The organism is Bacillus sp. LH1, from assembly GCF_057924895.1.
The window spans coordinates 3,871,798-3,894,803 of record NZ_CM175007.1 but is presented as its reverse complement, the minus strand read 5'-3'; the positions used below and the strand labels follow the sequence as shown (position 1 = coordinate 3,894,803).

At 36.1% G+C, this 23,006-nt stretch carries 30 protein-coding genes; 19 read left to right on the top strand and 11 right to left on the bottom strand.

The features are described from left to right. Nucleotides 1-13: 13 nt before the first annotated feature. Both rnjA and ACX9TM_RS20000 read right to left on the bottom strand, forming a co-directional pair. The gene (gene rnjA / locus ACX9TM_RS20005; RefSeq protein ID WP_000670377.1) at nucleotides 14-1,681 is read right to left on the bottom strand and encodes a ribonuclease J1; all 1,668 of its coding nucleotides are present in this window, start codon (nucleotides 1,679-1,681) and stop codon (nucleotides 14-16) included. 4 nt (nucleotides 1,682-1,685) lie between these two features. Further along, the gene (locus ACX9TM_RS20000; protein WP_000576435.1) at nucleotides 1,686-1,898 is read right to left on the bottom strand and encodes a DNA-dependent RNA polymerase subunit epsilon; all 213 of its coding nucleotides are present in this window, start codon (nucleotides 1,896-1,898) and stop codon (nucleotides 1,686-1,688) included. Between the two features lie 547 nt (nucleotides 1,899-2,445). On the opposite strand from ACX9TM_RS20000, the gene ACX9TM_RS19995 reads away from it, so the two are divergent. Next, entirely contained in the window at nucleotides 2,446-3,219 is a 774-nt protein-coding gene (locus tag ACX9TM_RS19995; RefSeq protein ID WP_000998268.1) for a Cof-type HAD-IIB family hydrolase, read from the top strand. A gap of 60 nt (nucleotides 3,220-3,279) precedes the next feature. Here ACX9TM_RS19995 and def read toward each other — a convergent pair whose 3' ends face one another. Together def and ACX9TM_RS19985 are read right to left on the bottom strand one after the other, a co-directional pair. Next, complete coding sequence (gene def / locus ACX9TM_RS19990) at nucleotides 3,280-3,834, bottom strand: peptide deformylase (RefSeq protein WP_000957048.1); 555 nt, start codon at nucleotides 3,832-3,834, stop codon at nucleotides 3,280-3,282. A gap of 169 nt (nucleotides 3,835-4,003) precedes the next feature. Then, nucleotides 4,004-4,150, bottom strand: coding sequence for a YjcZ family sporulation protein (locus ACX9TM_RS19985; protein WP_000274562.1), 147 nt, complete (start codon nucleotides 4,148-4,150; stop codon nucleotides 4,004-4,006). Between the two features lie 514 nt (nucleotides 4,151-4,664). Here ACX9TM_RS19985 and pdhA point away from each other — a divergent pair. The 5 genes from pdhA (at nucleotide 4,665) to ACX9TM_RS19960 (ending at nucleotide 10,022) form a co-directional block, all read left to right on the top strand. Next, nucleotides 4,665-5,780 carry a pyruvate dehydrogenase E1 component subunit alpha gene (gene pdhA, locus ACX9TM_RS19980; RefSeq protein WP_000536895.1) on the top strand — a complete coding sequence of 372 codons (1,116 nt, stop codon included), beginning with the start codon at nucleotides 4,665-4,667 and terminating at the stop codon, nucleotides 5,778-5,780. Between the two features lie 3 nt (nucleotides 5,781-5,783). Then, nucleotides 5,784-6,761, top strand: coding sequence for a pyruvate dehydrogenase complex E1 component subunit beta (gene pdhB, locus ACX9TM_RS19975; RefSeq protein WP_000068168.1), 978 nt, complete (start codon nucleotides 5,784-5,786; stop codon nucleotides 6,759-6,761). 93 nt (nucleotides 6,762-6,854) lie between these two features. Continuing rightward, complete coding sequence (pdhC, locus tag ACX9TM_RS19970; RefSeq protein ID WP_000863419.1) at nucleotides 6,855-8,144, top strand: pyruvate dehydrogenase complex dihydrolipoyllysine-residue acetyltransferase; 1,290 nt, start codon at nucleotides 6,855-6,857, stop codon at nucleotides 8,142-8,144. A 5-nt stretch (nucleotides 8,145-8,149) separates the two neighbouring features. Further along, nucleotides 8,150-9,562, top strand: coding sequence for a dihydrolipoyl dehydrogenase (gene lpdA / locus ACX9TM_RS19965; RefSeq protein ID WP_000260104.1), 1,413 nt, complete (start codon nucleotides 8,150-8,152; stop codon nucleotides 9,560-9,562). Between the two features lie 232 nt (nucleotides 9,563-9,794). Continuing rightward, nucleotides 9,795-10,022: a hypothetical protein gene (locus ACX9TM_RS19960; protein ID WP_000697469.1), complete on the top strand. Its 228-nt coding sequence runs from the start codon at nucleotides 9,795-9,797 to the stop codon at nucleotides 10,020-10,022. Nucleotide 10,023: 1 nt separating this feature from the next. Here the strand turns inward: ACX9TM_RS19960 and ACX9TM_RS19955 are convergent, their stop codons facing one another. Next, nucleotides 10,024-10,416, bottom strand: coding sequence for a DUF1885 family protein (locus ACX9TM_RS19955; RefSeq protein WP_001163299.1), 393 nt, complete (start codon nucleotides 10,414-10,416; stop codon nucleotides 10,024-10,026). A gap of 130 nt (nucleotides 10,417-10,546) precedes the next feature. Here ACX9TM_RS19955 and ACX9TM_RS19950 point away from each other — a divergent pair, with 130 nt between their 5' ends. The 4 genes from ACX9TM_RS19950 (at nucleotide 10,547) to ACX9TM_RS19935 (ending at nucleotide 11,528) form a co-directional block, all read left to right on the top strand. Next, the gene (locus tag ACX9TM_RS19950) at nucleotides 10,547-10,843 is read left to right on the top strand and encodes a DUF3055 domain-containing protein (protein WP_000462038.1); all 297 of its coding nucleotides are present in this window, start codon (nucleotides 10,547-10,549) and stop codon (nucleotides 10,841-10,843) included. Nucleotides 10,844-11,038: 195 nt separating this feature from the next. Further along, complete coding sequence (locus tag ACX9TM_RS19945) at nucleotides 11,039-11,167, top strand: GapA-binding peptide SR1P (protein WP_000536778.1); 129 nt, start codon at nucleotides 11,039-11,041, stop codon at nucleotides 11,165-11,167. Nucleotides 11,168-11,226: 59 nt separating this feature from the next. After that, a complete protein-coding gene (locus ACX9TM_RS19940; RefSeq protein WP_000536803.1) occupies nucleotides 11,227-11,355 on the top strand; it encodes a GapA-binding peptide SR1P in 129 nt (42 codons plus the stop codon). A 44-nt stretch (nucleotides 11,356-11,399) separates the two neighbouring features. Further along, nucleotides 11,400-11,528 (top strand): GapA-binding peptide SR1P, encoded by a 129-nt coding sequence (locus tag ACX9TM_RS19935; protein WP_000536796.1) that lies wholly within the window; start codon nucleotides 11,400-11,402, stop codon nucleotides 11,526-11,528. Nucleotides 11,529-11,564: 36 nt separating this feature from the next. On the opposite strand, the gene ACX9TM_RS19930 is transcribed toward ACX9TM_RS19935, so the two are convergent. Together ACX9TM_RS19930 and speA are read right to left on the bottom strand one after the other, a co-directional pair. Then, complete coding sequence (locus ACX9TM_RS19930) at nucleotides 11,565-12,395, bottom strand: protein-glutamine gamma-glutamyltransferase (protein WP_000635337.1); 831 nt, start codon at nucleotides 12,393-12,395, stop codon at nucleotides 11,565-11,567. 75 nt (nucleotides 12,396-12,470) lie between these two features. After that, nucleotides 12,471-13,943: an arginine decarboxylase gene (gene speA, locus ACX9TM_RS19925; RefSeq protein ID WP_000084899.1), complete on the bottom strand. Its 1,473-nt coding sequence runs from the start codon at nucleotides 13,941-13,943 to the stop codon at nucleotides 12,471-12,473. Nucleotides 13,944-14,310: 367 nt separating this feature from the next. Here speA and ACX9TM_RS19920 point away from each other — a divergent pair, with 367 nt between their 5' ends. Beyond that, on the top strand, nucleotides 14,311-14,580 hold the full coding sequence (locus tag ACX9TM_RS19920) for a UPF0223 family protein (RefSeq protein WP_000456562.1): 270 nt from the start codon (nucleotides 14,311-14,313) through the stop codon (nucleotides 14,578-14,580). Between the two features lie 81 nt (nucleotides 14,581-14,661). Here the strand turns inward: ACX9TM_RS19920 and ACX9TM_RS19915 are convergent, their stop codons facing one another. After that, the gene (locus tag ACX9TM_RS19915) at nucleotides 14,662-15,288 is read right to left on the bottom strand and encodes a YktB family protein (RefSeq protein ID WP_000155317.1); all 627 of its coding nucleotides are present in this window, start codon (nucleotides 15,286-15,288) and stop codon (nucleotides 14,662-14,664) included. A 206-nt stretch (nucleotides 15,289-15,494) separates the two neighbouring features. Between ACX9TM_RS19915 and ACX9TM_RS19910 the strand changes: the two genes are divergently transcribed. Further along, entirely contained in the window at nucleotides 15,495-15,683 is a 189-nt protein-coding gene (locus tag ACX9TM_RS19910) for a hypothetical protein (protein WP_001250165.1), read from the top strand. A gap of 88 nt (nucleotides 15,684-15,771) precedes the next feature. Further along, entirely contained in the window at nucleotides 15,772-16,557 is a 786-nt protein-coding gene (locus ACX9TM_RS19905) for an inositol monophosphatase family protein (RefSeq protein ID WP_001158701.1), read from the top strand. 50 nt (nucleotides 16,558-16,607) lie between these two features. On the opposite strand, the gene ACX9TM_RS19900 is transcribed toward ACX9TM_RS19905, so the two are convergent. Then, the gene (locus ACX9TM_RS19900; protein ID WP_000400127.1) at nucleotides 16,608-16,787 is read right to left on the bottom strand and encodes a DUF5325 family protein; all 180 of its coding nucleotides are present in this window, start codon (nucleotides 16,785-16,787) and stop codon (nucleotides 16,608-16,610) included. Nucleotides 16,788-16,927: 140 nt separating this feature from the next. On the opposite strand from ACX9TM_RS19900, the gene typA reads away from it, so the two are divergent. The 3 genes from typA (at nucleotide 16,928) to ACX9TM_RS19885 (ending at nucleotide 19,524) form a co-directional block, all read left to right on the top strand. Further along, nucleotides 16,928-18,772, top strand: coding sequence for a translational GTPase TypA (gene typA, locus ACX9TM_RS19895; RefSeq protein ID WP_000914762.1), 1,845 nt, complete (start codon nucleotides 16,928-16,930; stop codon nucleotides 18,770-18,772). Between the two features lie 158 nt (nucleotides 18,773-18,930). After that, nucleotides 18,931-19,233, top strand: coding sequence for a YlaH-like family protein (locus tag ACX9TM_RS19890; RefSeq protein ID WP_000893662.1), 303 nt, complete (start codon nucleotides 18,931-18,933; stop codon nucleotides 19,231-19,233). Nucleotides 19,234-19,248: 15 nt separating this feature from the next. After that, nucleotides 19,249-19,524: a hypothetical protein gene (locus tag ACX9TM_RS19885; protein WP_001258151.1), complete on the top strand. Its 276-nt coding sequence runs from the start codon at nucleotides 19,249-19,251 to the stop codon at nucleotides 19,522-19,524. A 35-nt stretch (nucleotides 19,525-19,559) separates the two neighbouring features. Here ACX9TM_RS19885 and ACX9TM_RS19880 read toward each other — a convergent pair whose 3' ends face one another. Continuing rightward, entirely contained in the window at nucleotides 19,560-19,760 is a 201-nt protein-coding gene (locus ACX9TM_RS19880; protein ID WP_002082250.1) for a YlaI family protein, read from the bottom strand. 145 nt (nucleotides 19,761-19,905) lie between these two features. On the opposite strand from ACX9TM_RS19880, the gene ACX9TM_RS19875 reads away from it, so the two are divergent. Together ACX9TM_RS19875 and ACX9TM_RS19870 are read left to right on the top strand one after the other, a co-directional pair. Continuing rightward, nucleotides 19,906-20,361 (top strand): pyridoxamine 5'-phosphate oxidase family protein, encoded by a 456-nt coding sequence (locus ACX9TM_RS19875; protein WP_000024593.1) that lies wholly within the window; start codon nucleotides 19,906-19,908, stop codon nucleotides 20,359-20,361. A 246-nt stretch (nucleotides 20,362-20,607) separates the two neighbouring features. Continuing rightward, complete coding sequence (locus ACX9TM_RS19870) at nucleotides 20,608-21,936, top strand: PhoH family protein (RefSeq protein WP_000358083.1); 1,329 nt, start codon at nucleotides 20,608-20,610, stop codon at nucleotides 21,934-21,936. Nucleotides 21,937-21,967: 31 nt separating this feature from the next. On the opposite strand, the gene ACX9TM_RS19865 is transcribed toward ACX9TM_RS19870, so the two are convergent. Next, nucleotides 21,968-22,465, bottom strand: a complete 498-nt coding sequence (locus ACX9TM_RS19865) for a molybdopterin-binding protein (RefSeq protein ID WP_001289809.1) — start codon at nucleotides 22,463-22,465, stop codon at nucleotides 21,968-21,970. A 155-nt stretch (nucleotides 22,466-22,620) separates the two neighbouring features. Between ACX9TM_RS19865 and ACX9TM_RS19860 the strand changes: the two genes are divergently transcribed. Next, nucleotides 22,621-22,908, top strand: a complete 288-nt coding sequence (locus tag ACX9TM_RS19860) for an Fpa/YlaN family protein (RefSeq protein ID WP_000135694.1) — start codon at nucleotides 22,621-22,623, stop codon at nucleotides 22,906-22,908. Nucleotides 22,909-23,006: the final 98 nt, after the last annotated feature.

Below are 23,006 nucleotides of genomic sequence, written 5' to 3'. Positions count from 1 at the left end.
ATTGTCCTTTTTCTTATATTTCCATAATGATTGGTAAAATCATTGGACGGCGTTTCGTTTTCTCATATAGGAATGGAGCTAATGTGTCTGTAATTTCATTTTTAATTTCAGACCATTGTGTTGTTTTACGCTCCATTACTTTTTCTAAATGAGTTGTAATTAATGTTTGTGCATCATTGATTAAATCGCTACTTTCACGCATGTAAACGAAACCGCGTGAGATGATATCAGGTCCTGCTGCAACTTTAAATTCTTTCATATCAATGCTTACAACTACAATTACAAGTCCTTCTTCAGAAAGGATACGACGATCGCGTAATACGATATTGCCAATATCTCCAATACCGTTTCCATCAATGTAGACCGAACCAGATGGGATTTTTCCAGCTACGCTAGCTTCATCCGAACGTAAAGCAAGAACATCGCCATTATCCATAATGAAGCAATTTTCTTCAGGGATGCCACAATCATTTGCTATGTTCATGTGCATACGCTGCATACGATATTCACCATGAATTGGCATGAAGTACTTCGGTTTAATTAGACGTAACATTAATTTTTGTTCTTCTTGTCCACCGTGTCCACTTGTATGGATATTTGAAAGTTTCCCATGAATTACATCAGCGCCAGCGCGGTACAACATGTTAATTGTACGACTTACGCTAATTGTATTTCCTGGAATTGGTGAAGAAGAGAAAACAACTGTATCTCCAGGAATAATTTGAATTTGGCGGTGTGTACCGTTTGCAATACGTGAAAGTGCTGCCATCGGTTCACCTTGACTACCTGTACATAAAATAACAACTTTATTAGCTGGTAAGCGGTTTAGTTGAGATGCATCTATGAATGTATCTTTCGGGCAACGAATATAACCAAGGTTTTGTCCAATTTCAATCGCTGCTTCCATACTTCGACCAAACACAGCTACTTTACGGTTGTTTTCAACAGCAGCTTCAACAACTTGTTGTAAGCGGTGAATATTTGATGCAAAGGTTGCGAATATAATCCGTCCTTCTACTTTACGGAAAATGTCTTGAATGCTATCACCAACGCGACGCTCAGACATAGTAAAGTTTGGAACTTCACTGTTCGTACTATCAGATAATAGACATAGTACGCCATCTTTACCGATTTCAGCCATTTTTGTTAAATCAGCTGGTTCACCAACTGGTGTGAAGTCAAATTTGAAGTCACCTGTATGAACGACTTGACCTTGAGGTGTTTTCACAACAACGCCGTACGAATCTGGAATACTGTGAGTTGTACGGAAGAAGGATACAGACGTTTTTTTGAATTTAATAACGTCATCTTCTTGAATCTCGTAAAGTTTTGCTTTACGAAGTAAGCCGTGTTCTTCTAGTTTGTTTTTGATGAGTGCAATTGCTAATTTTCCGCCGTAAATTGGAATGTTCACTTGACGTAATAGGTAAGGGATTCCGCCGATATGATCTTCGTGACCATGTGTAATGAATAACCCTTTAATTTTATCTTCGTTTCGCACAAAATAAGTGTAGTCTGGTATTACATAATCGATTCCGAGAAGTTCGTCCTCTGGAAATTTAATTCCAGCATCAATTATAATAATTTCATCTTGAAATTGAACAGCGTATGTATTTTTACCGATTTCACCAAGCCCACCGAGAGCAAATACAGCAACTTGGTCGTTTTTTAGAAATTTCATATCGCTATACGATTTCCGCTAATGTTAAATCAGCGTTTTCTTTTTCATATTCAAGATGAGCGCCAGTAACAGACTGAACAAACTCGATATTATATGCGAACTTATTTAATTTTGTACGAACATCCTTTTCAGACGTAGCCTCTAAATATAAAACTTTTGTATTTTCACGTACTGGAACCTCAGTTAATTTTTCTTGATAAAATACTTTAAAAATCATTTGGAAAACCTCTCCTTGTCTATGTTTTGCATTATCTGTTACTTATTATAAAGCAAACAGTCACGATTTTCATGTTTTTTCGAATGAGAATGAAGAAAAAGCCCGAAATGGGCACAATTTAAGCGACTGTCTTTTTACGGACTAGACCATTTAAATAACGCTTGAGCTTTTTCTTCAGCTTCTTCAGCATGATTACTCCTTCCTTTCCTTATTTTAAACATGCCTATTACTAGTGAAAACTCTATCTCTGATATAAGAGATAGGACAAAAGTGAATGGTGAATCTTGTCCTTTCCCATACAGTGAAAGTTATTCTATAGTAACGATTAGTAGCCGTTAGTTATAGGTATAGTATGAGGAAGAATGGAAAAGAAAATTCATACGAACAAGTATCCACATGTTTTACTAATATATATATGCAAAGTTTACAAATAAGGTCAGAAAGGGAACGCTTTCTTCACAGATGTTTAATATGTTATACTTTTTTTTAGAATTTGAAAAGTGATATTCAAAATAGGAATATAGAGTGCCAGAAAGGATTTTGACAAATGAATGATAAAATTGTCTTTTTTGATATTGATGGAACATTATTAGATCATGATAAAAAAATTCCGCAATCTACACGAGATGCAGTAAAACAGTTACAAGAAAAAGGTGTACATGTAGCAATTGCGACAGGGCGCGCGCCATTTATGTTCGAAGATATTCGTAAGGAACTTGATATACATAATTATGTTAGTTTTAATGGACAATATGTTGTCTTTGAAGATGAGGTAATATTTAATAATCCGTTACATCCAGATGCTTTACATAAGTTTACTCAGTTTGCAAAACAAGAAGGATATCCACTTGTATATCTTGACCATCAAGATATGAGAGCATCAGTGGAATATCATGATTATGTGAAAGAAGGCTTTGGAAGCTTAAACTTTGAGCATCCAGCATATGAGCCTAATTTTTATGAGGAACGTAATATTTATCAAACACTACTTTTTTGTGAAGTAAATGAAGAGGAAAAGTTTATTAATCATTATCCAGATTTTCATTTTATTCGTTGGCATGCATATTCAATGGATATCATTCCGAATGGTGGTTCTAAGGCAAAAGGAATTGAGAAATACATTGAAAAGTTAGGTTTTAATCGTGATCAAGTGTATGCATTTGGAGATGGCTTAAATGATTTAGAAATGATCGAAGCCGTTGGCACAGGTATTGTGATGGGAAATGGCCATGAAGACTTGAAAAAACTTGCAAATCATGTGACAAAGGATGTTAATGAAGACGGTATATATCATGGACTAAAGTGGGCTGGATTGCTATAACTGAATATGGAACCCATTTCATAATAAAAAGGCGGAAGATTAACTTCCGCCTTTTTATTATTATCGCTCTAGAGGTTTGGAATCATCAGGAGCGGCAAAAGGATTTTCTTTATTGATATGGTCATAGAACATAACGCCATTTAAATGGTCAATCTCGTGCTGAAATACGATTGCTGGTAAACCTTTTAAACGTAATTTTACTTCTTCTCCGTTAATAGAAGTTGCTTTTACTGTAATTCTTGTATAACGAGGAACATAACCAGGTACTTCGCGGTCTACAGATAGACAGCCTTCACCACCCTGTAAATATGTACGTTCAACAGAATGGCTAATGATTTTTGGATTGAATAATGCATGGCTATATAATGTACCATCCGCATCGGTTACATGAACTGCAATCATTTTTTTTGAAACACCGATTTGCGGAGCCGCTAATCCGATTCCAGGGCGTAAACTATATTTTTCAGCCATTTCAGGATCTTGGCTATTTATTACGAATTCAATCATTTCTTTTAAGGTAGTTGTATCTTCTTCGCTTGCCGGTAAGGACACCTCTTCTGCAACGTTGCGCAAAATAGGATCTCCTTCGCGAATAACATCTTTCATTGTAAGCATATGTAATCTCTCCTTTCCTCTTTAGTCTACCAAAGGAGATGGAAAAAGTCATCGGCAAGAAAGGGAAGGCATTTTGGAAATCGTTCTATTATAGAGTAGTTATGTATGTGGTAAACAGAAAAAGACGGCAAAGCCGTCTTTTTCTTTCCATAGTTGTTTCGTTTTACAATTAGCGAATGCAAGCAGCACCAACGATAATTAAAAGAATAAACAACACAACGATTAAGGCGAAGCCGCGTCCAGACCCGCCACAAGAACCGCCATAACCGTAGGAAGGATATGAACAAGTTGGATAGCAATATGAGTATCCGTACATGAGATGACCTCCTTTATCATTTCCCGCTAATACTGCGGTTACTATAATGTATGGAAGAGAGGGTAGAAATGTATAGGTATTTACCTAAAAAAGGAAGAGTAGTTTGTATATTTTTGTTACGAAGAGAGAAAAACTAAAGAGAATTAAATCGTTTACATATTATTCTAAGAGAAAAAATAAGTGAAAAAGGGAATAATATAACAGTAGGTCAATGCTTACTAATACAGATGTAAAAAATAAAAACACGTTTGTGTAGTAGAAACCTGCATATTATTTATAAAAAAACGTATTCAAAGTAATTGACATCGTAATTAGAATAGTTGTAAACTAAAAAACGTGATCAAGATTGTATTAATATGTTTCTGAAAAAACATTAGTACAGATTGTTAGGTACACAAAATTATTCTCAACCGACATACAAACATGTTGGTTTACATCGTTGCGCTTTTTAAACTGGAAAATAGCCAGTGAAAGCGTTTCAGAATATGGTTCAAGAGAGGAAGAGGTGAACGGAATGGGTACTAAAACAAAAAAGACCCTATTTAATGTTGATGAGCAAATGAAAGCTATCGCAGCTCAATTTGAAACATTACAAATTTTAAATGAAAACGGTGAAGTTGTGAATGAAGCAGCTATGCCTGAATTATCTGATGATCAATTAAAAGAATTAATGCGTCGTATGGTGTATACTCGCGTATTAGATCAACGTTCTATTTCTTTAAACCGTCAAGGACGTTTAGGTTTCTACGCACCTACAGCTGGACAAGAAGCTTCTCAATTAGCAAGTCATTTCGCACTTGAAGCAGAAGACTTCATCTTACCAGGATACCGTGATGTACCACAATTAGTATGGCACGGATTACCATTATACCAAGCATTCTTATTCTCTCGTGGACACTTCATGGGTAACCAAATGCCTGAGAATGTAAATGCATTAGCTCCACAGATCATTATCGGTGCGCAAATCATCCAAACTGCTGGTGTTGCGTTAGGTATGAAACTACGTGGTAAAAAATCTGTTGCAATTACTTACACTGGTGACGGTGGTGCTTCACAAGGTGACTTCTACGAAGGTATGAACTTTGCAGGTGCATTCAAAGCTCCAGCAATCTTCGTTGTTCAAAACAACCGTTATGCAATCTCTACTCCAGTAGAAAAGCAATCTGCAGCTAAAACTGTAGCACAAAAAGCAGTAGCAGCAGGTATTTACGGAATTCAAGTAGACGGTATGGATCCATTAGCTGTATACGCAGCAACTGCTTTCGCTCGTGAGCGCGCAGTAAATGGCGAAGGCCCTACTTTAATCGAGACTTTAACATTCCGTTACGGTCCACATACAATGGCTGGTGATGACCCAACTCGTTACCGTACAAAAGATATCGAAAACGAATGGGAACAAAAAGACCCAATCGTACGCTTCCGTAAGTTCTTAGAAGCTAAAGGCCTATGGTCTCAAGAAGTTGAAGAGACAGTAATCGAAGAAGCAAAAGAAGATATCAAACAAGCAATTGCTAAGGCTGACCAAGCTCCAAAACAAAAAGTAACTGATTTAATGGAAATCATGTACGAAAAAATGCCTTACAACTTAGCTGAACAATATGAAATCTACAAAGAAAAGGAGTCGAAGTAAGCCATGGCTCAAATGACAATGATTCAAGCAATCACTGATGCTTTACGCGTTGAAATGAAAAATGACCCTAACGTACTTGTATTTGGTGAAGACGTTGGTGTAAACGGCGGTGTATTCCGTGCTACTGAAGGTTTACAAGCTGAATTTGGTGAAGATCGTGTAATGGATACTCCACTTGCAGAGTCTGGTATTGGTGGACTTGCAGTTGGTCTTGCACTTGAAGGATTCCGTCCAGTTCCAGAAATCCAATTCTTCGGTTTCGTTTATGAAGTAATGGATTCAATTTCTGGTCAATTAGCTCGTATGCGTTACCGTTCTGGTGGACGTTGGACTGCTCCAGTAACAGTTCGTTCTCCATTCGGTGGTGGTGTTCATACTCCTGAACTTCATGCTGATAGCTTAGAAGGATTAGTGGCTCAACAACCTGGTCTAAAAGTTGTTATTCCATCTACTCCATACGATGCTAAAGGTCTTTTAATCTCTGCGATTCGTGACAACGATCCAGTTATCTACTTAGAGCATATGAAATTGTACCGTTCATTCCGTCAAGAGGTACCAGAAGGTGATTACACAATTGATTTAGGTAAAGCTGATATCAAACGTGAAGGTACAGATGTATCTGTTATCGCTTACGGTGCTATGGTTCACGCTGCATTAAAAGCTGCTGAAGAACTTGAAAAAGAAGGTATCTCTTTAGAGGTTGTTGACTTACGTACAGTTCAACCATTAGATATCGAAACAATCATCGCTTCTGTTGAAAAAACAGGTCGCGTAGTTGTAGTTCAAGAAGCTCAAAAACAAGCTGGTATTGCAGCTAACGTTGTAGCGGAAATTAACGACCGTGCAATCTTAAACTTAGAAGCTCCAGTTGTACGTGTTGCAGCTGCTGATACAGTATTCCCATTCTCTCAAGCAGAGAGCGTATGGTTACCAAACCACAAAGATATTGTTGAAGCTGTAAACAAAGTAATGAACTTCTAATTTTTAGCTTTTCATGTGCAAAAGAAATCAGCACATGCTGGTTTCTTTTGTACATATTCCATAATAATGAAATGAATCAGGGGGCTGAATTCCGTGGCATTTGAATTTAAACTACCAGATATCGGTGAAGGTATCCACGAAGGTGAAATCGTAAAATGGTTTATTAAACCAGGCGATGAAGTAAACGAAGACGATGTACTTCTTGAAGTACAAAATGATAAAGCAGTAGTAGAAATCCCTTCTCCTGTTAAAGGTAAAGTACTTGAAGTACTTGTAGAAGAAGGAACAGTTGCAATCGTAGGAGATACATTAATTAAATTTGATGCTCCTGGATACGAAAACCTTAAATTTAAAGGTGACGATCATGATGAAGCTCCAAAAGCTGAAGAAGCAGCAGTAGAAGCTCCAGCAGCGGAAGCTACTCCAGCAGCAACTGCAGAAGTAGTAAATGAGCGCGTAATCGCTATGCCATCTGTTCGTAAATACGCTCGTGAAAAAGGTGTAGACATTCATAAAGTAGCTGGTACTGGTAAGAATGGCCGTATCGTAAAAGCTGACATCGATGCATTTGCAAATGGTGGACAAACTGTAGCAGCAACTGAGGCTCCAGCAGCAGTAGAAGCTACTCCAGCAGCAGCGAAAGAAGAAGCACCAAAAGCACAACCAATCCCAGCTGGTGAATATCCAGAAACTCGTGAGAAAATGAGTGGTATCCGTAAAGCGATTGCGAAAGCAATGGTTAACTCTAAACACACAGCTCCTCACGTAACATTAATGGACGAAGTAGATGTAACAGAACTTGTTGCTCACCGTAAGAAGTTCAAAGCAGTAGCAGCTGACAAAGGTATTAAATTAACTTACCTTCCGTACGTTGTTAAAGCTTTAACATCTGCATTACGTGAATACCCAATGTTAAACACTTCTTTAGACGATGCATCTCAAGAAGTAGTTCATAAACATTACTTCAATATCGGTATCGCAGCTGATACAGACAAAGGTCTATTAGTACCAGTTGTTAAAGATACAGATCGTAAGTCTATCTTCACAATCTCTAACGAGATCAATGATCTTGCTGGTAAAGCACGTGAAGGTCGTCTAGCTCCAGCTGAAATGAAAGGTGCTTCTTGCACAATTACAAACATTGGTTCTGCAGGTGGACAATGGTTCACTCCAGTTATCAACCACCCAGAAGTAGCAATCCTTGGTATCGGCCGTATCGCTGAAAAACCAGTTGTGAAAAACGGTGAGATCGTTGCAGCTCCAGTATTAGCATTATCTCTAAGCTTTGACCATCGTTTAATTGACGGTGCAACTGCTCAAAAAGCGTTAAACCAAATTAAACGTCTATTGAATGACCCACAATTATTAGTAATGGAGGCGTAATAACAATGGTAGTAGGAGATTTCCCAATTGAATTAGATACAGTCGTTGTTGGTGCAGGTCCTGGTGGATACGTTGCGGCAATTCGTGCAGCACAATTAGGTCAAAAGGTAGCAATCATTGAAAAAGCTAACCTTGGTGGCGTATGCTTAAACGTTGGATGTATTCCTTCAAAAGCGTTAATCAATGCAGGTCATCGTTATGAGAATGCAATGCATTCTGATGACATGGGTATTACTGCAGAAAACGTAAAAGTTGACTTTACAAAAGTTCAAGAATGGAAAAACGGCGTAGTTAAGAAATTAACTGGCGGTGTTGAAGGCCTTCTTAAAGGTAACAAAGTTGAAATCATTCGCGGTGAAGCTTACTTCGTAGATGCTAATACATTACGCGTTATGACTGAAGATGCAGCTCAAACTTATACGTTTAAAAATGCTGTTCTTGCAACTGGTTCTACACCAATCGAAATTCCAGGATTCAAATACTCTAAACGTGTTATCAACTCTACAGGTGCTTTAAGCTTACCTGAAATTCCTAAAAAACTTGTTGTAATCGGCGGCGGTTACATCGGTATGGAATTAGGTACTGCATATGCTAACTTCGGTACAGAAGTTACTGTAGTAGAAGCTGGCGACGAAATCTTAGCTGGTTTCGAAAAAGCTATGAGCTCTGTTGTTAAACGTGCTCTACAGAAAAAAGGTAACGTAAATATCCATACAAAAGCTATGGCTAAAGGCGTTGAAGAAACAGAAACTGGCGTAAAAGTTAGCTTTGAAGTTAAAGGTGAAATCCAAACTGTAGAAGCAGATTACGTATTAGTAACTGTAGGTCGTCGTCCAAACACTCAAGAAATCGGTCTTGAGCAGGTTGGAGTTAAAATGACTGACCGCGGCATCATCGAAATCGATGAGCAATGTCGTACAAATGTACCAAACATCTATGCAATCGGTGATATCGTTCCTGGACCACCATTAGCTCACAAAGCTTCTTACGAAGGTAAAGTAGCTGTAGAAGCAATTAGTGGCCATGCATCAGCTATCGATTACATCGGAATTCCTGCAGTATGCTTCACTGATCCAGAATTAGCATCTGTTGGTTACACTAAAAAACAAGCTGAAGAAGCTGGAATGACTGTAACTGTATCTAAGTTCCCATTCGCTGCTAACGGTCGTGCATTATCATTAAACAGCACTGACGGTTTCTTACAACTTGTAACACGTAAAGAAGATGGTCTTCTTGTAGGTGCTCAAGTTGCAGGTGCAGGTGCTTCTGATATTATCTCTGAGATTGGTTTAGCTATCGAAGCTGGAATGACAGCTGAAGATATCGCTCAAACAATCCATGCTCACCCAACATTAGGTGAAATCACAATGGAAGCAGCTGAAGTTGCTCTTGGAATGCCAATTCACATTGTAAAATAATTTAAGTAATGTAAATAGCCCTTCTCTTATTGTAAGAGAGGGGCTATTTTTATTTTCATCAAATGACTTGCAAGGTCTTTAAACGTACTTGTCGAATGAATATATAATACTTTAACAAATGATTCCGGCTTAACTTACTTCAAAGGTAATATATATCATCCTATAATATGTAATTGATTCAAACGTACCCCCATATATTAATAAAATAGAGCATGTCAAAGGAGAAGGTTCCATGAAAATATTACATGTTATATTTTATCATTTACTACTATGGAGTGGCTTTTCCACTGTATTAACATTATCGAATGGTGATAAGTTTCATTATAAAGTTATTCTTTTTTTCGTATTTCTATATTTAGCCTATGTAATAGCATATTTTGTATTGCACGTAAGAAAGCAAGCTTTATTTCTTACATGTTCGAATTGTATATTATTTTTAATCATATTATCTATTTTTTAAATTAGCGTTTATAAAAATACATTGTTCTTCCATTAAATAATTGTAACTCTCCTTCTAATTTCTTCGCTAAAAAACGGCAAAATTCATTTGCTTTCCCTTTGTCACCAAATGTTGCATTAGGTGGTAAAGAAACTTGGATGAAAGATTGTTCATTTTCTATACCAACACCAATATAAATTGAGTCATACCGGTCGTGATTGGATTGAAGTTTTAATGTTGTTGTAGATGTATCTAAAATTTCATAAGGAAAAGCGGTATTTGTATACGTGTAATTAATTTGGGCACCAGTTTTAGAAGTAACTGTTTTATAATAATGAAAAAGTTGTTTTATATCATCTATTGAAACTGATTGTTGGTTGGATTTCGGTACAAGCGTAATAAAGGCGTGTTGCATATAAGTTCCCCCTAACTTAGTAGAATACTATCATTCTACATCCTACTGAATTTTTTGACAATTAAAAGGAGTATTACATGTTTTGTTTAATATACTATTAATGAAACGTGATGTAGAAAGGTGGAAACCAATGTTTGAAAAATTGTATGATGAGCATGAAAGTGTGAAGGTACGATTTTTAGGGTTTATGACACATGATACACGTTATGATTTTGGTGTTATTTATACAAATATGTTTTTTGGAAAGCCGCTCATTGTTTGTATGCAAACAGGAAGGTCTACTTTACTCGGACGAGATGATGTAGAGAATGTTCAATATATACAGGAGATTTTTAAATTAGGATCAGAAGAGGAAGCAAAGGAGTTAGCTCAGTTTTTCAAATTTCTAGTTCCGTCAACTTCTTTACATGCGGAATATGAAGAATAATTAATGTGAAACAGTCGTACTTATAAATATGGCTGTTTTTTATTTGAATATCGCATACTAATTTAAATTGAAAATATTTAATGTGTTATACTAAAAACCTATTGACGTAAAAAGTATAACATATTAAAATAAAGACAGAAAGTTAAGCGGTTACAAAAAAGTTTTTGGGATTATAAACTTAGGGGGAAATGAAAAATGGGAACAATCGTATGTCAAGATTGTGAAGGTACAATTGCACACTTCGAAGATGAGAAAGTAACGGTACTTTACGGGAAATGTGGATCTTGCGGATGTGATCACACAGAGCATACAAAAGCCCAATAATTGATAGGAAATGGACAGCTAAAAGTTTTTAGGACCATAAACTTAGGGGGAAATGAAAAATGGGAACAATCGTATGCCAAGTATGTGAAGGAACAATCGGACATTTTGAAGATGAGAAAACGACGGTACTTTACGGAAAATGCGGAACAAATTGTGACTGTGCTAGAAAAGATAATGCGAAAGCTTAATGATAAATAAATAGATTACTATTGAAACTCAGGGGGAAATGAAAATGGGAACAATCGTATGCCAAGTGTGTGAAGGAACAATTGGACATTTTGAAGATGAAAAATCAACAGTACTATACGGGAAATGTGGATCTCATTGCGAATGTGACCATAAAGAACATACAAAAGCTTAATAATAAGAAAAAGCGCCTACATGTGTAGGCGCTTTTTTAATAAATTGTAGTTGTATGACCAACTGTTGCAACGATTGCATCATCCCTAATCGGAATAAAGCTTATGGAGGTCTGTGGTGTACTAGAAGAAGCGTATTGGCTCATTATACGACTATCGATACGGGTAATAGTATCGGTCAAGAAAGCTGAAATAAAAGCGTAAGGGACTCGTCGTTCATTTAATGAATAAATAATTTCTTCTTTTGTTTTTACACCTACGCCATGCCCGTAAAAAAAGAAATTTCCTAAATAGATTGTATTTTCTCCTTGCCATTCAATCGTAGCTGGATTTACTTGTGGGTTTTTAAAGTAAACGAGGTCACCTGGAACAAGATCGCCACCGTTTTTTGTTATGAGCCTTAGATCTTGGTCGTAGTCCCATGTATAAAGTAAAAGGTTTGCAAATAGACGATTGAAAGTTTCTTCCTCATACAATGATAGTAAAGCTTTATAAAAAATAATGATCATAGCGGTTGCGCATTCAGTTCCATATAGTTTTCCGTTTTTGAAAATATCCTGTATGGCAATAGAAGGTGGTATGTTTGGAAGAAGCTCGAATCCTCCAAGAGACGTTCTTTTCCAATACTGGGGGTTGCAAAAGGATTGCTGAAATGTACGAAACTGAAATCCACTTTGAAAAAGCTCTAGTGCAGAGATAATAATATTAACTCGTAAATTGAGATCAAAGCTGAGTTCATCAGCTGTTCGGAAGGAATAAACTTCTTGATTTCCTGCCATTATTGATAAAATTTGTTGTTTCTCTGCTGCAAATGGCTCGTATTCATTTGTAATATAAGGATGTACAATAGAACGGCCTATTACAATCATAATAGTATCCCCACCTATACGTTACATTCTTAAGTATCGTATGAAGAAAAGGAAAAAAGGTGAAAAAAAAGCCTATCAACTGATAGGCTTGTACTCTTTAATAACACGTAATGTTTGTAATGTCATATCTTCAGGACCTTGTACAGGTAAACCTGCTTCTAAGTTTTTACGAATATACTCTAAGTTTTCTTGTGTAATAATTTCCCCCGGAGTAAAGATTGGAATCCCTGGCGGATAAACCATAACAAAATCAGCTATAATACGACCCGCTGCATTTTCAAATGGAATGACTTCTGTTTCCGAATAAAAAGCATCTCGAGGAGAAAGTGCTAGCACTGGAATTTCTGGAATCTCTACTTGTACTTGAACACCTTTATCTGCCCTATTTCTAAATGTTGCTGCTAAATCTTGTAATGCTGCAATAAGTGTATTTGTATCACTTTCTGTATCTCCCAAAGTGATAAGACATAGTATGTTGTATAGATCTGAGAGTTCTACTTCAATGTTATATTGCTCTCTAAGCCATACTTCAGCTTGGTGGCCGGTAATACCTAAATCTTTTACAGATACAATTATCTTTGTAGGATCATAGTTAAAGGTAGCATCTGTACCTAACATTTCTTTTCCAGGACAGTAAAGATGCTCAATAGAATTTATAGCATCACGAACATGCTCAGCTAATTGTATTGTTTGTTCTATGAGTGCTGTTCCTTCTGTAGCAAGACGTTTTCTCGCAACATCAAGGGATGCTAACAAGATGTAAGAAGTTGATGTGGTTGTAAGCATGCTAATAATAGATTGGACATGCTTTACATTCACTAAGCCTTCTTTCACATTAAGAATAGAACTTTGAGTTAAAGAGCCTCCTAATTTGTGAACACTTGTTGCTGCCATATCCGCACCAGCTTGCATCGCTGACATAGGTAATTCATCGTGAAAATGAATATGAACACCATGAGCTTCGTCGACTAGTACAGGGATGTCATAAGAATGTGCTAATTGTACAATCTGTTCTAAGTCTGCAGCAAACCCAAAGTACGTTGGGTTAATAACAAGTAAGCCCTTTGCATCTGAGTGCTCTTCAAGTGCTTTTTTGACAGATTGAATTGTGATTCCATGAGAAATACCGAGCTTCGGATCGATTTCAGGATGCATGAAAATCGGTTTTGCACCTGAGAAAATAATAGCTGACATTACTGATTTATGCACGTTTCGTGGTACTAGGATTTTGTCACCAGGACCGCAAACGCTCATCACCATTGTCATAATAGCGCCACTTGTACCTTGAATAGAAAAGAAAGTATGATCTGCACCGAATGCGGCTGCTGCTAAATCTTGTGCTTCTTTAATCATACCTTTTGGATGATGTAAATCATCGAGTGGCGCAATATTAATTAAATCAATTGCTAATGCATTATGCCCAATAAATTCGCGAAATGTAGGATCCATGCCCTGTCCTTTTTTATGACCAGGAATATGGAATTGAATTGGATTTCGCTTACTGTGCTCAACTAAAGCGGTAAACAATGGTGTTTCGTATTGGGACAATCTATACACCCCTTCTTCTTCATAATATTTAGTGTAATTTGTTTTATATAATCCTGCTCTAAAAAAGTGTAGCCCTTTTTAGAATAAGGCTTGTTTTTCTGCCATTCAAAAAATCGTTTTTGAGATGGTAGCTTCACTTTATTTTCTATAAAACAAAAGCATTATATCACCAATAATTATAGATGTATAGAAAAAAATCTTTTTAAGGTGAGTATGTTTAATAGTTAGCCTCAACTAATGAATAGAGGAAGACAATTCCATTAAAATGAATAAATAGTGTATAATGCAGAGTGGCTATAATGAAGAATAAAATATTCTCTTTAAGATAGCATAATGAAACAAGAAGAAATGATAAATGAGGTGCGAAATGGAATATCAATATCCGTTAGATTATGATTGGTCAAATGAGGAAATGGTTACAATGGTGAAGTTTTATGAAGCGATTGAGAAAGCTTATGAAAAAGGAATTATAAGAGAAGAGTTAATGGGTTTATATCGTCGTTTTAAAGAGATTGTTCCATCGAAAGCAGAAGAAAAGAAAATTGATAAAGAATTTCAAGAAGTAAGTGGATACTCTATATATCGTGCTATTCAAAGGGCAAAAGAAGTCGAAGAACAAAAGCTTGTGAAAATGTAAAAAATATTTTGAAAAATAAAAACTGAAGTGATATAATGTGATAACAACTAAAAACGGACAATATAAATTGTCCGTTTTCTACTATCGATTACAAAGTGCATATAAAGGAAGGAGTGATTGCATCGTAGATTCAATCTTAGCAAGGAATTGTTCGTTGGTCATTGCTGAAAACTCCTCTGGTGATATATGAATACCAACTAATAATTCTGCTTTTTTTACAGTAGCTAATCGTTCAATCATCTTTTGTAAGTCTTCGGTTTCAAGTGTTTTATGTAATTTCACACTTGGTTTAGTATGGTCAATGGACCAAACGAAGTCATTTGGAATATTTGTTTTTAAATCATTTAAATGTTCTAAGAAGGCATGAGCCGTCTCAACTTTTTGTGGACACTCATAGATTAAACCAAAGTATATGAAGGCATGAGTACCCCATAAGCCGATTTGGAAATGCGGTAGCATTTTATATCCTCGTTTATTTGTTGAAAAAGCAACCCAAGTATCGTTTGGTGGATTGACTTTGCGGCGTGCGTGTTTTGCAACATGATAAAAAAAGTTCTCATCAGTTTGTTTGGATAAGTATTCTGCAAATTGTTCCCCTAAAGCTTCTAGCTTAGGATGAATGTTCGTTTTAATTGCACTCATTCGTTCTTCGAGACCATCAACTGTAAAGACATCAAAATCAGTTGACTTGAATGTTTGTATTGTCATGATTGTTCCTCCAACTCCTATTTTGCTTTTATTTTAGCATAGCTTGTACTATTCATAAAAAAAACAGCACAAAAAAATTTAAATAAAAAAATATAATTTTGTTGCATAGATGATTTATCCAACATAGTATAGTATAAAACAAAAAATCAGAAAATTGAATTAATTCTAGTCCGAGGGCAGACGAATATTGGGAGGAGGCAAATAATATGAGACAGGTGATTAATGCGTTAAAGAGAACAGATGCTGAAAAGAGAATACCGGTGCTACGTTTGGAGCTAGATTATGAATTAGCAACTTTATATGATGCGATGATGGAAGATGATAACCAGAAAAAAGAAGAGTGTGTACAAAAGTTAGAAGTATTAAGACTTGAAATGATTCGTTTAGAAGCGTAATAATAGTATATGTATAAAAAATTAGTTGGTGCGAACCTTATAAAGGGTTCGTTTTTTCTGTGAACAGTATAGATCGGAGTGTTTAAACATGCAAGAAGTATGGAAAGACATCGATGCACACGCCAAACGGTGGATTCGGGATGCAGGAGAGCATTTAATGGCATCAATGAAAAAAGCACTTATTATAGAAACAAAATCAAATGCAGCTGACTTAGTTACAAATATGGACCGAGAGATAGAACAGTTTTTAATTGGGAAAATTAAAGAAACATTCCCGAATCATAATATTTTAGGAGAAGAGGGTTATGGAGACGAGATAACGTCTTCTGACGGGGTTGTTTGGTTAATTGATCCAATTGACGGCACGATGAACTTTGTTCATCAAAAAAGAAATTTTGCGATTTCAATTGGGATTTATGAGAACGGTATCGGAAAGATTGGACTTATATATGATCCAGTGCATGATGAGCTATATCATGCAGTCAAGGGATCTGGAGCTTTTTGTAATGATATATCAATTCCTCCATTGGAAAAAGGAACTGTAGAGCAAGGTATTGTAGCTTTAAATGCGATATGGCTTACAGATAATCCATTGCTTAATATGGAAAGTATGATGGCACTTGTTAAGAAAGCAAGGGGCACAAGGTCATATGGCTGTGCAGCATTAGAGATGGTATACGTTGCAACAGGAAGAATAGATGCATATGTAACGCCGAGATTATCACCATGGGATTTTGGCGGAGGGCAGATAATTGTAGAAGAAGTTGGAGGTAAGGTGACGACATTCTCTGGAGCGCCACTTTCTATCATAGAGAAGAGCAGTGTGTTAGTTGCAAAACCAGGAGTGTATGAAGAAGTGTTATCGTTTATATGAGAGCAACAAAAAAAGTAAGAGGCTGTGTATAAGCTTCTTACTTTTTAGCGTTATTGTGATTTGCGCATTTTTCTTTTTGTTACAAAACCGTATCCAACTGTAACAAATGTGCCGATAATGCAAATAATAATACCGATTGGACTATTTTCAGCAATCATAATGCCGATACCGATTAAGAAAATAACACCGATAATTGCAGTTAATAAAAAGCGATATTGAATGTGTTCCATTTCTTCACCCTCCAATCTCATTTTACTTTCACAAAAGTAAGAATACAACTATATTTTCATTCTTGCTTTTATTTTAATTGCTATTGTATCCCCTTCGCTCTTATAATAGAGAAGGATTAAAAAGACATTAGGAGTTGGACATGTTGAAAAAACGACAAGATTTACGTAATATAGCAATTATTGCCCACGTTGACCATGGTAAAACAACACTTGTTGACCAGTTATTACGTCAAGCGGGGACTTTCCGTGCGAACGAACACGTTGAAGAACGCGCAATGGATTCAAATGATCTAGAAAGAGAACGCGGTATTACAATTTTAGCGAAAAATACAGCGATTCACTATGAAGATAAAAGAATTAACATTTTAGATACACCTGGTCACGCTGACTTCGGTGGAGAAGTAGAACGTATCATGAAAATGGTTGATGGTGTTTTACTTGTTGTTGATGCATATGAAGGTTGTATGCCACAAACACGATTTGTTTTAAAGAAAGCTCTTGAGCAAAACTTAACTCCAATCGTAGTTGTAAACAAAATTGACCGTGACTTCGCTCGTCCAGATGAAGTAGTTGATGAAGTAATCGACTTATTCATTGAGCTTGGTGCAAACGAAGATCAATTAGAGTTCCCAGTTGTATTTGCATCAGCAATGAACGGAACAGCAAGCTTAGATTCAAATCCAGCAAATCAAGAAGAGAATATGAAATCATTATTCGATACAATTATCGAACATATTCCAGCACCAATTGATAACAGCGAAGAGCCACTTCAATTCCAAGTAGCACTTCTTGATTACAACGACTACGTTGGACGTATTGGAGTTGGTCGCGTATTCCGCGGTACAATGAAGGTTGGACAACAAGTTGCTTTAATGAAAGTAGACGGAAGCGTGAAGCAATTCCGCGTAACGAAATTATTCGGTTACATGGGATTAAAACGTCAAGAAATTGAAGAAGCAAAAGCAGGGGACTTAGTAGCCGTTTCTGGTATGGAAGACATTAACGTAGGTGAAACAGTATGTCCAGTTGAACATCAAGATGCGTTACCATTATTACGTATTGATGAGCCAACACTACAAATGACGTTCCTTGTAAATAACAGCCCATTTGCAGGTCGTGAAGGTAAATACATTACATCTCGTAAAATTGAAGAGCGTCTTCGTTCACAATTAGAAACAGATGTAAGTTTACGTGTAGATAATACAGATTCTCCTGATGCGTGGATCGTATCTGGACGTGGGGAACTACATTTATCTATCTTAATTGAAAACATGCGTCGTGAAGGTTATGAATTACAAGTATCTAAGCCAGAAGTAATCATTAAAGAAGTTGATGGCGTAAGATGTGAGCCTGTAGAGCGCGTACAAATCGATGTACCTGAAGAATACACTGGTTCTATTATGGAATCTATGGGTGCACGTAAAGGTGAAATGTTAGATATGGTGAATAACGGAAACGGTCAAGTTCGCCTTACTTTCATGGTTCCAGCACGTGGTTTAATTGGTTACACAACAGAATTCTTAACATTAACTCGTGGTTACGGTATTTTAAACCATACATTCGATTGCTACCAACCAGTACACGCTGGACAAGTTGGTGGACGTCGCCAAGGTGTTCTAGTTTCACTTGAAACAGGAAAAGCATCACAATACGGTATTATGCAAGTTGAAGACCGTGGTGTAATCTTCGTTGAACCAGGTACAGAAGTATATGCTGGTATGATTGTCGGAGAACACACTCGTGAGAACGACTTAACAGTTAACGTTGTGAAAATGAAACAACAAACTAACATTCGTTCTGCGACGAAAGATCAAACTTCAACAATGAAGAAACCACGCCTAATGACTTTAGAAGAATCATTAGAGTACTTAAACGATGACGAGTTCTGTGAAGTAACTCCAGAATCAATTCGTCTACGTAAAAAGATTCTTGATAAGAGTGAGCGCGAAAGAGCTGCTAAGAAAAAGAAATCTGTTGAAGCGTAAAAATAAAAAAACAACGCCCTTTATAAAGGGCGTTGTTTTTTTATTTTGTTTATTTTTTAGAATATTTACTCTTTTTTTGTGGACAGTATTTTTTTTGCGAGTTACTCTTGTATTAAGTGTATAAAGAAAATTGCATTTTACTGCTAGGGGGGAAGAGTGTGTTAGAAAGGATGTCTTTTTTTGCAAAATTGTGTAAGGTAGATGAAAATCCAGAGTTAGGAATGTGGTTACTTTATGGGACGATTATTATATTAAGTGCTCTCGTTTATAATTTAGGGTTTGCTAGAAAGTTGTCTGTACTAAAAAATATTGTGATATACATATCATTAGCAATTGGATGCACAGTATTAACCTTTTTTGCTGTGTTTTTACCTGTTGGAGAAGGACTTGTTGTAGCGGCAATTGTACTTGGAATTTATAGACTGCGTTTGCGTCAAGCGAAACAACAAAAAGCAGGATAAGAAAGGGGAGTTTTCATGCGTTCAGTACAAGATGCACTATATAATTGGTTAACAATTAAAACAGTTGCGGAAGCACGTCCAGATGATAGTGCTGCAAAAGAAACATATTTGTTATTTCAAAATATGGTATATGAAGAACATAAATTAAGAAATGTGGAAGTCGAAAAGAACGAGGAAATGTATTTAATTACATATGAAATAAATGGAGAACGGAAATCTGCAAGGTTTCCGTTAGAAGCCATTGATTGTTTTTTGGATCAGATGAATCGTGAACCAGAAAAATATAAATAAGTCCTTATCTATATGAGTAAGGACTTATTTACATTTTACCAATCATCTTCGATTTTTTTATCACGATATAATCGGAAATTACCACTTGCATGACGTTCCATTGTACGCTCTGCAATTCGTTCCGAACATTCCATGCACATATATGTATGAATAGGGCGATTACGCAGTTTTTTTGCCATAGGATTTTCATCATCTAACATATCTTTTTTATCACAAATCATACATTTGACTCTCATTTCGTCACCTCAATACGAATTCTATCAGTATAAGTATATCATGGAAGTATAATGTTTTTGAATAATAGTGGGAAAAAATAATATTTTCGCAATTCAAAAAATAAGTTATGATAAGGATATACCAAGTATATTTGGAGGTGAAAATATGGCGAATGTAGTAGAGCCTACCTTAACAGAGGATTTAGTACAAACGTTGCGTAAAGAGTGTATTGTTATGATAGCAACGACAGATTTCGAAAAACAAGTTCCTAACGTAAGTGCTATTTCTTGGGTGTATGCAGTGAGTGAAACTAGTATTCGATTTGCAGTAGATCAACGTTCACGTATTGTGGAAAATATACGTCATAATACAGGTGTGGTATTGACTATAATGGCGAATGAATCCGTATTTTCTATAAGTGGTGCAGGTGAAATTTTGACAGATAGAATGGAAGGTATTTCTCTAAAATTAACTGTAATAGAAGTAAAGGTGCAAGAAGTGCGTGATGTTATGTTTTATGGAGCGAAACTTGCAATTGAACCAACATATGAAAAAACATATGATCTTCGGGCAGCGAAAAAGCTGGATAACGAAGTGTTAGTAGGGATAAGAGAATTATAAAGATGCTAAATAAGAAATTCGTTTATTCACTTTTGTAGTCGGTTATTGTGATTTAACGTTAATAATTATAATAAAAAGTAATATATTGAATAGAAATGAATAAAGAATAAATAAAAGGTTTAATGACTATGATTTTCGATTCTACCTCGTTTACACGGTACATATAATTATAACAATGGTTCGTCCATATTTTATGGATGAAACCCTTGTTCTACAAATTTAAAAGTGGAGTCAGGGGGTAACAGGTTGGATAAAATTTATGTGTTAGATACGAATGTACTTTTGCAGGATCCTTTATCTATTTTTTCATTTGAAACCAATGAAGTAGTGATTCCAGCAGTTGTATTAGAAGAGGTTGATTCGAAAAAACGTTATATGGATGAAGTAGGAAGAAACGCTCGTTATGTATCTAAGTTAATAGATAAATTTCGTGAAATAGGAAAGCTGCATGAAAGTATCCCGCTAGAAAACGGCGGAACATTTCGTATTGAATTGAACCATCGTTCATTTGTGCAACTACAAGATATTTTTGTAGAAAAAACAAATGATAATCGAATTTTAGCTGTAGCAAAAAATCTATCTTTAGAAGAACAGGAAAAAGAGGACGGGAAGTCTGTTATTTTAGTAAGTAAAGATGTACTCGTAAGGGTAAAAGCTGATGCAATTGGTTTGAAGGCTGAAGATTATTTAAGTGATCGCGTAATTGAAGTAGAAAATATATATTCTGGTTTTTTAGAAGGATATATATCAAAAGAACAATTGGATTATTTTTATGAGAAAGGTGAATTGCCTCTATCTGAAATTGCGAATCATCCTTTTTACCCAAATCAATTTGTAGTAATGAAAGATGCATTAGGGGGCTCTAGTTCTGCGCTTGGCATTGTGGATCACTTAGGGAAGAAGGTAAAGAAACTTATTTTTCACAATGAACAAGTGTGGGGGATACGACCACGAAACGTGCAGCAAATTATGGGATTAGAATTGTTGCTTCGTGAAGATATTCCGCTTGTAACGTTAACGGGGAAAGCCGGCACAGGAAAAACGTTACTTGCGTTAGCTTCGGGACTTATGCAAACAGAAGACTTAGGGTTATATAAAAAATTACTTGTGGCAAGACCAATTGTTCCAGTCGGAAAAGATATCGGTTATTTACCAGGAGAAAAAGAAGAAAAATTAAGACCATGGATGCAGCCAATTTTTGATAACCTAGAGTATTTATTTAATACGAAAAAGCCAGGAGAGTTAGATGCTATTTTAGCTGGAATGGGTTCGATTGAAGTAGAAGCCCTTACTTATATACGCGGGAGAAGTATTCCAGATCAGTTCATTATCATTGACGAAGCACAAAATTTAACAAAGCATGAAGTGAAGACGATATTAACTAGGGTAGGGGAAAAGAGTAAGATTGTATTGATGGGAGATCCTCAGCAAATTGATCACCCATATTTAGATGAATATAATAATGGCTTAACGTATGTTGTAGAGAAGTTTAAAGAACAGCGTATTAGTGGTCATGTGAAGTTTGTTAAAGGGGAGCGATCTAATTTAGCTCAACTAGCAGCAGATTTATTGTAAAAAGGAGTGAGCTTAAGCTCACTCCTTTTCTTTAAATAATTGTAAATTTACGGATGTTACGGATTGGATTTTGTTGATTAGATCCATCGTTGAAATAGAGATGAACAGGCCCGTCTTCTTTTAATGGTTTTCCTTCTTTTGAAAAGCCTAGTATAGCATTTTTGACAGTTTCTAATGGAAGTGTCATTGTATGATCTACCGTTTCAATTTCAACTTGCGTAGCGTCCTCTAAAATTTCAGCGTTAGCAAGGAATGGATGAAATGGTATACCAAATGTTCCAGTAATCAGCTGTTCTTTTTTATATTTCTTCACACTTTGTTGTATTGGAGGAAAAGCGGCACCATCACGGATTTCGCGATCCCAATGTTCTGAAGTGTTTTTTAAATAAGTTTCTAGTTCAGACGTGTTTTCTCTAGTTTCATCAAAGTAAGTTGTCAAATCTACTTTTCGATCATCAAAGATCCAAACAGTTGGATCAATAGTGATTGGAAAACGTACTTTTCCGTTAATAAATAAAATTTCGCTCATTGTTGTTCCCCCATTTGTGTTATACTCCCACTTTTCAGTATAATAGTATTAGACACTGTTGTCACAAAAAATGTTTCTATTGCAATTTATTAAAACTATCGCTAATATTAATAGATAGGATAGAGGAGAGTAGGACGGAAACGGAGGGAATCAATTTGGCGTCTGAGACAGTAGCAAATCATCAGGAAAAGGCACTAGCCCTTCTACAAGCGGATGCAGAGAAGATTTTAAGACTTATTAAGGTGCAAATGGACCATCTTACAATGCCGCAATGTCCATTATATGAAGAAGTGTTAGACACACAAATGTTTGGACTATCCCGCGAGGTCGATTTTGCAGTTCGCCTTGGTCTTATTGCAGAAGAACAAGGGAAAGCAATGTTAGGTGAGCTCGAACGTGAGTTATCTGCACTTCATGAAGCATTTACAAACAAACAACAATAACGGGTTCAAATAAGGGGGCTCAAACTAAATTAGTTTGAGCTTTTTATTTGTATAATAAAGCAGGAAGAATCAATGTACATATGGAATACAACAATAAT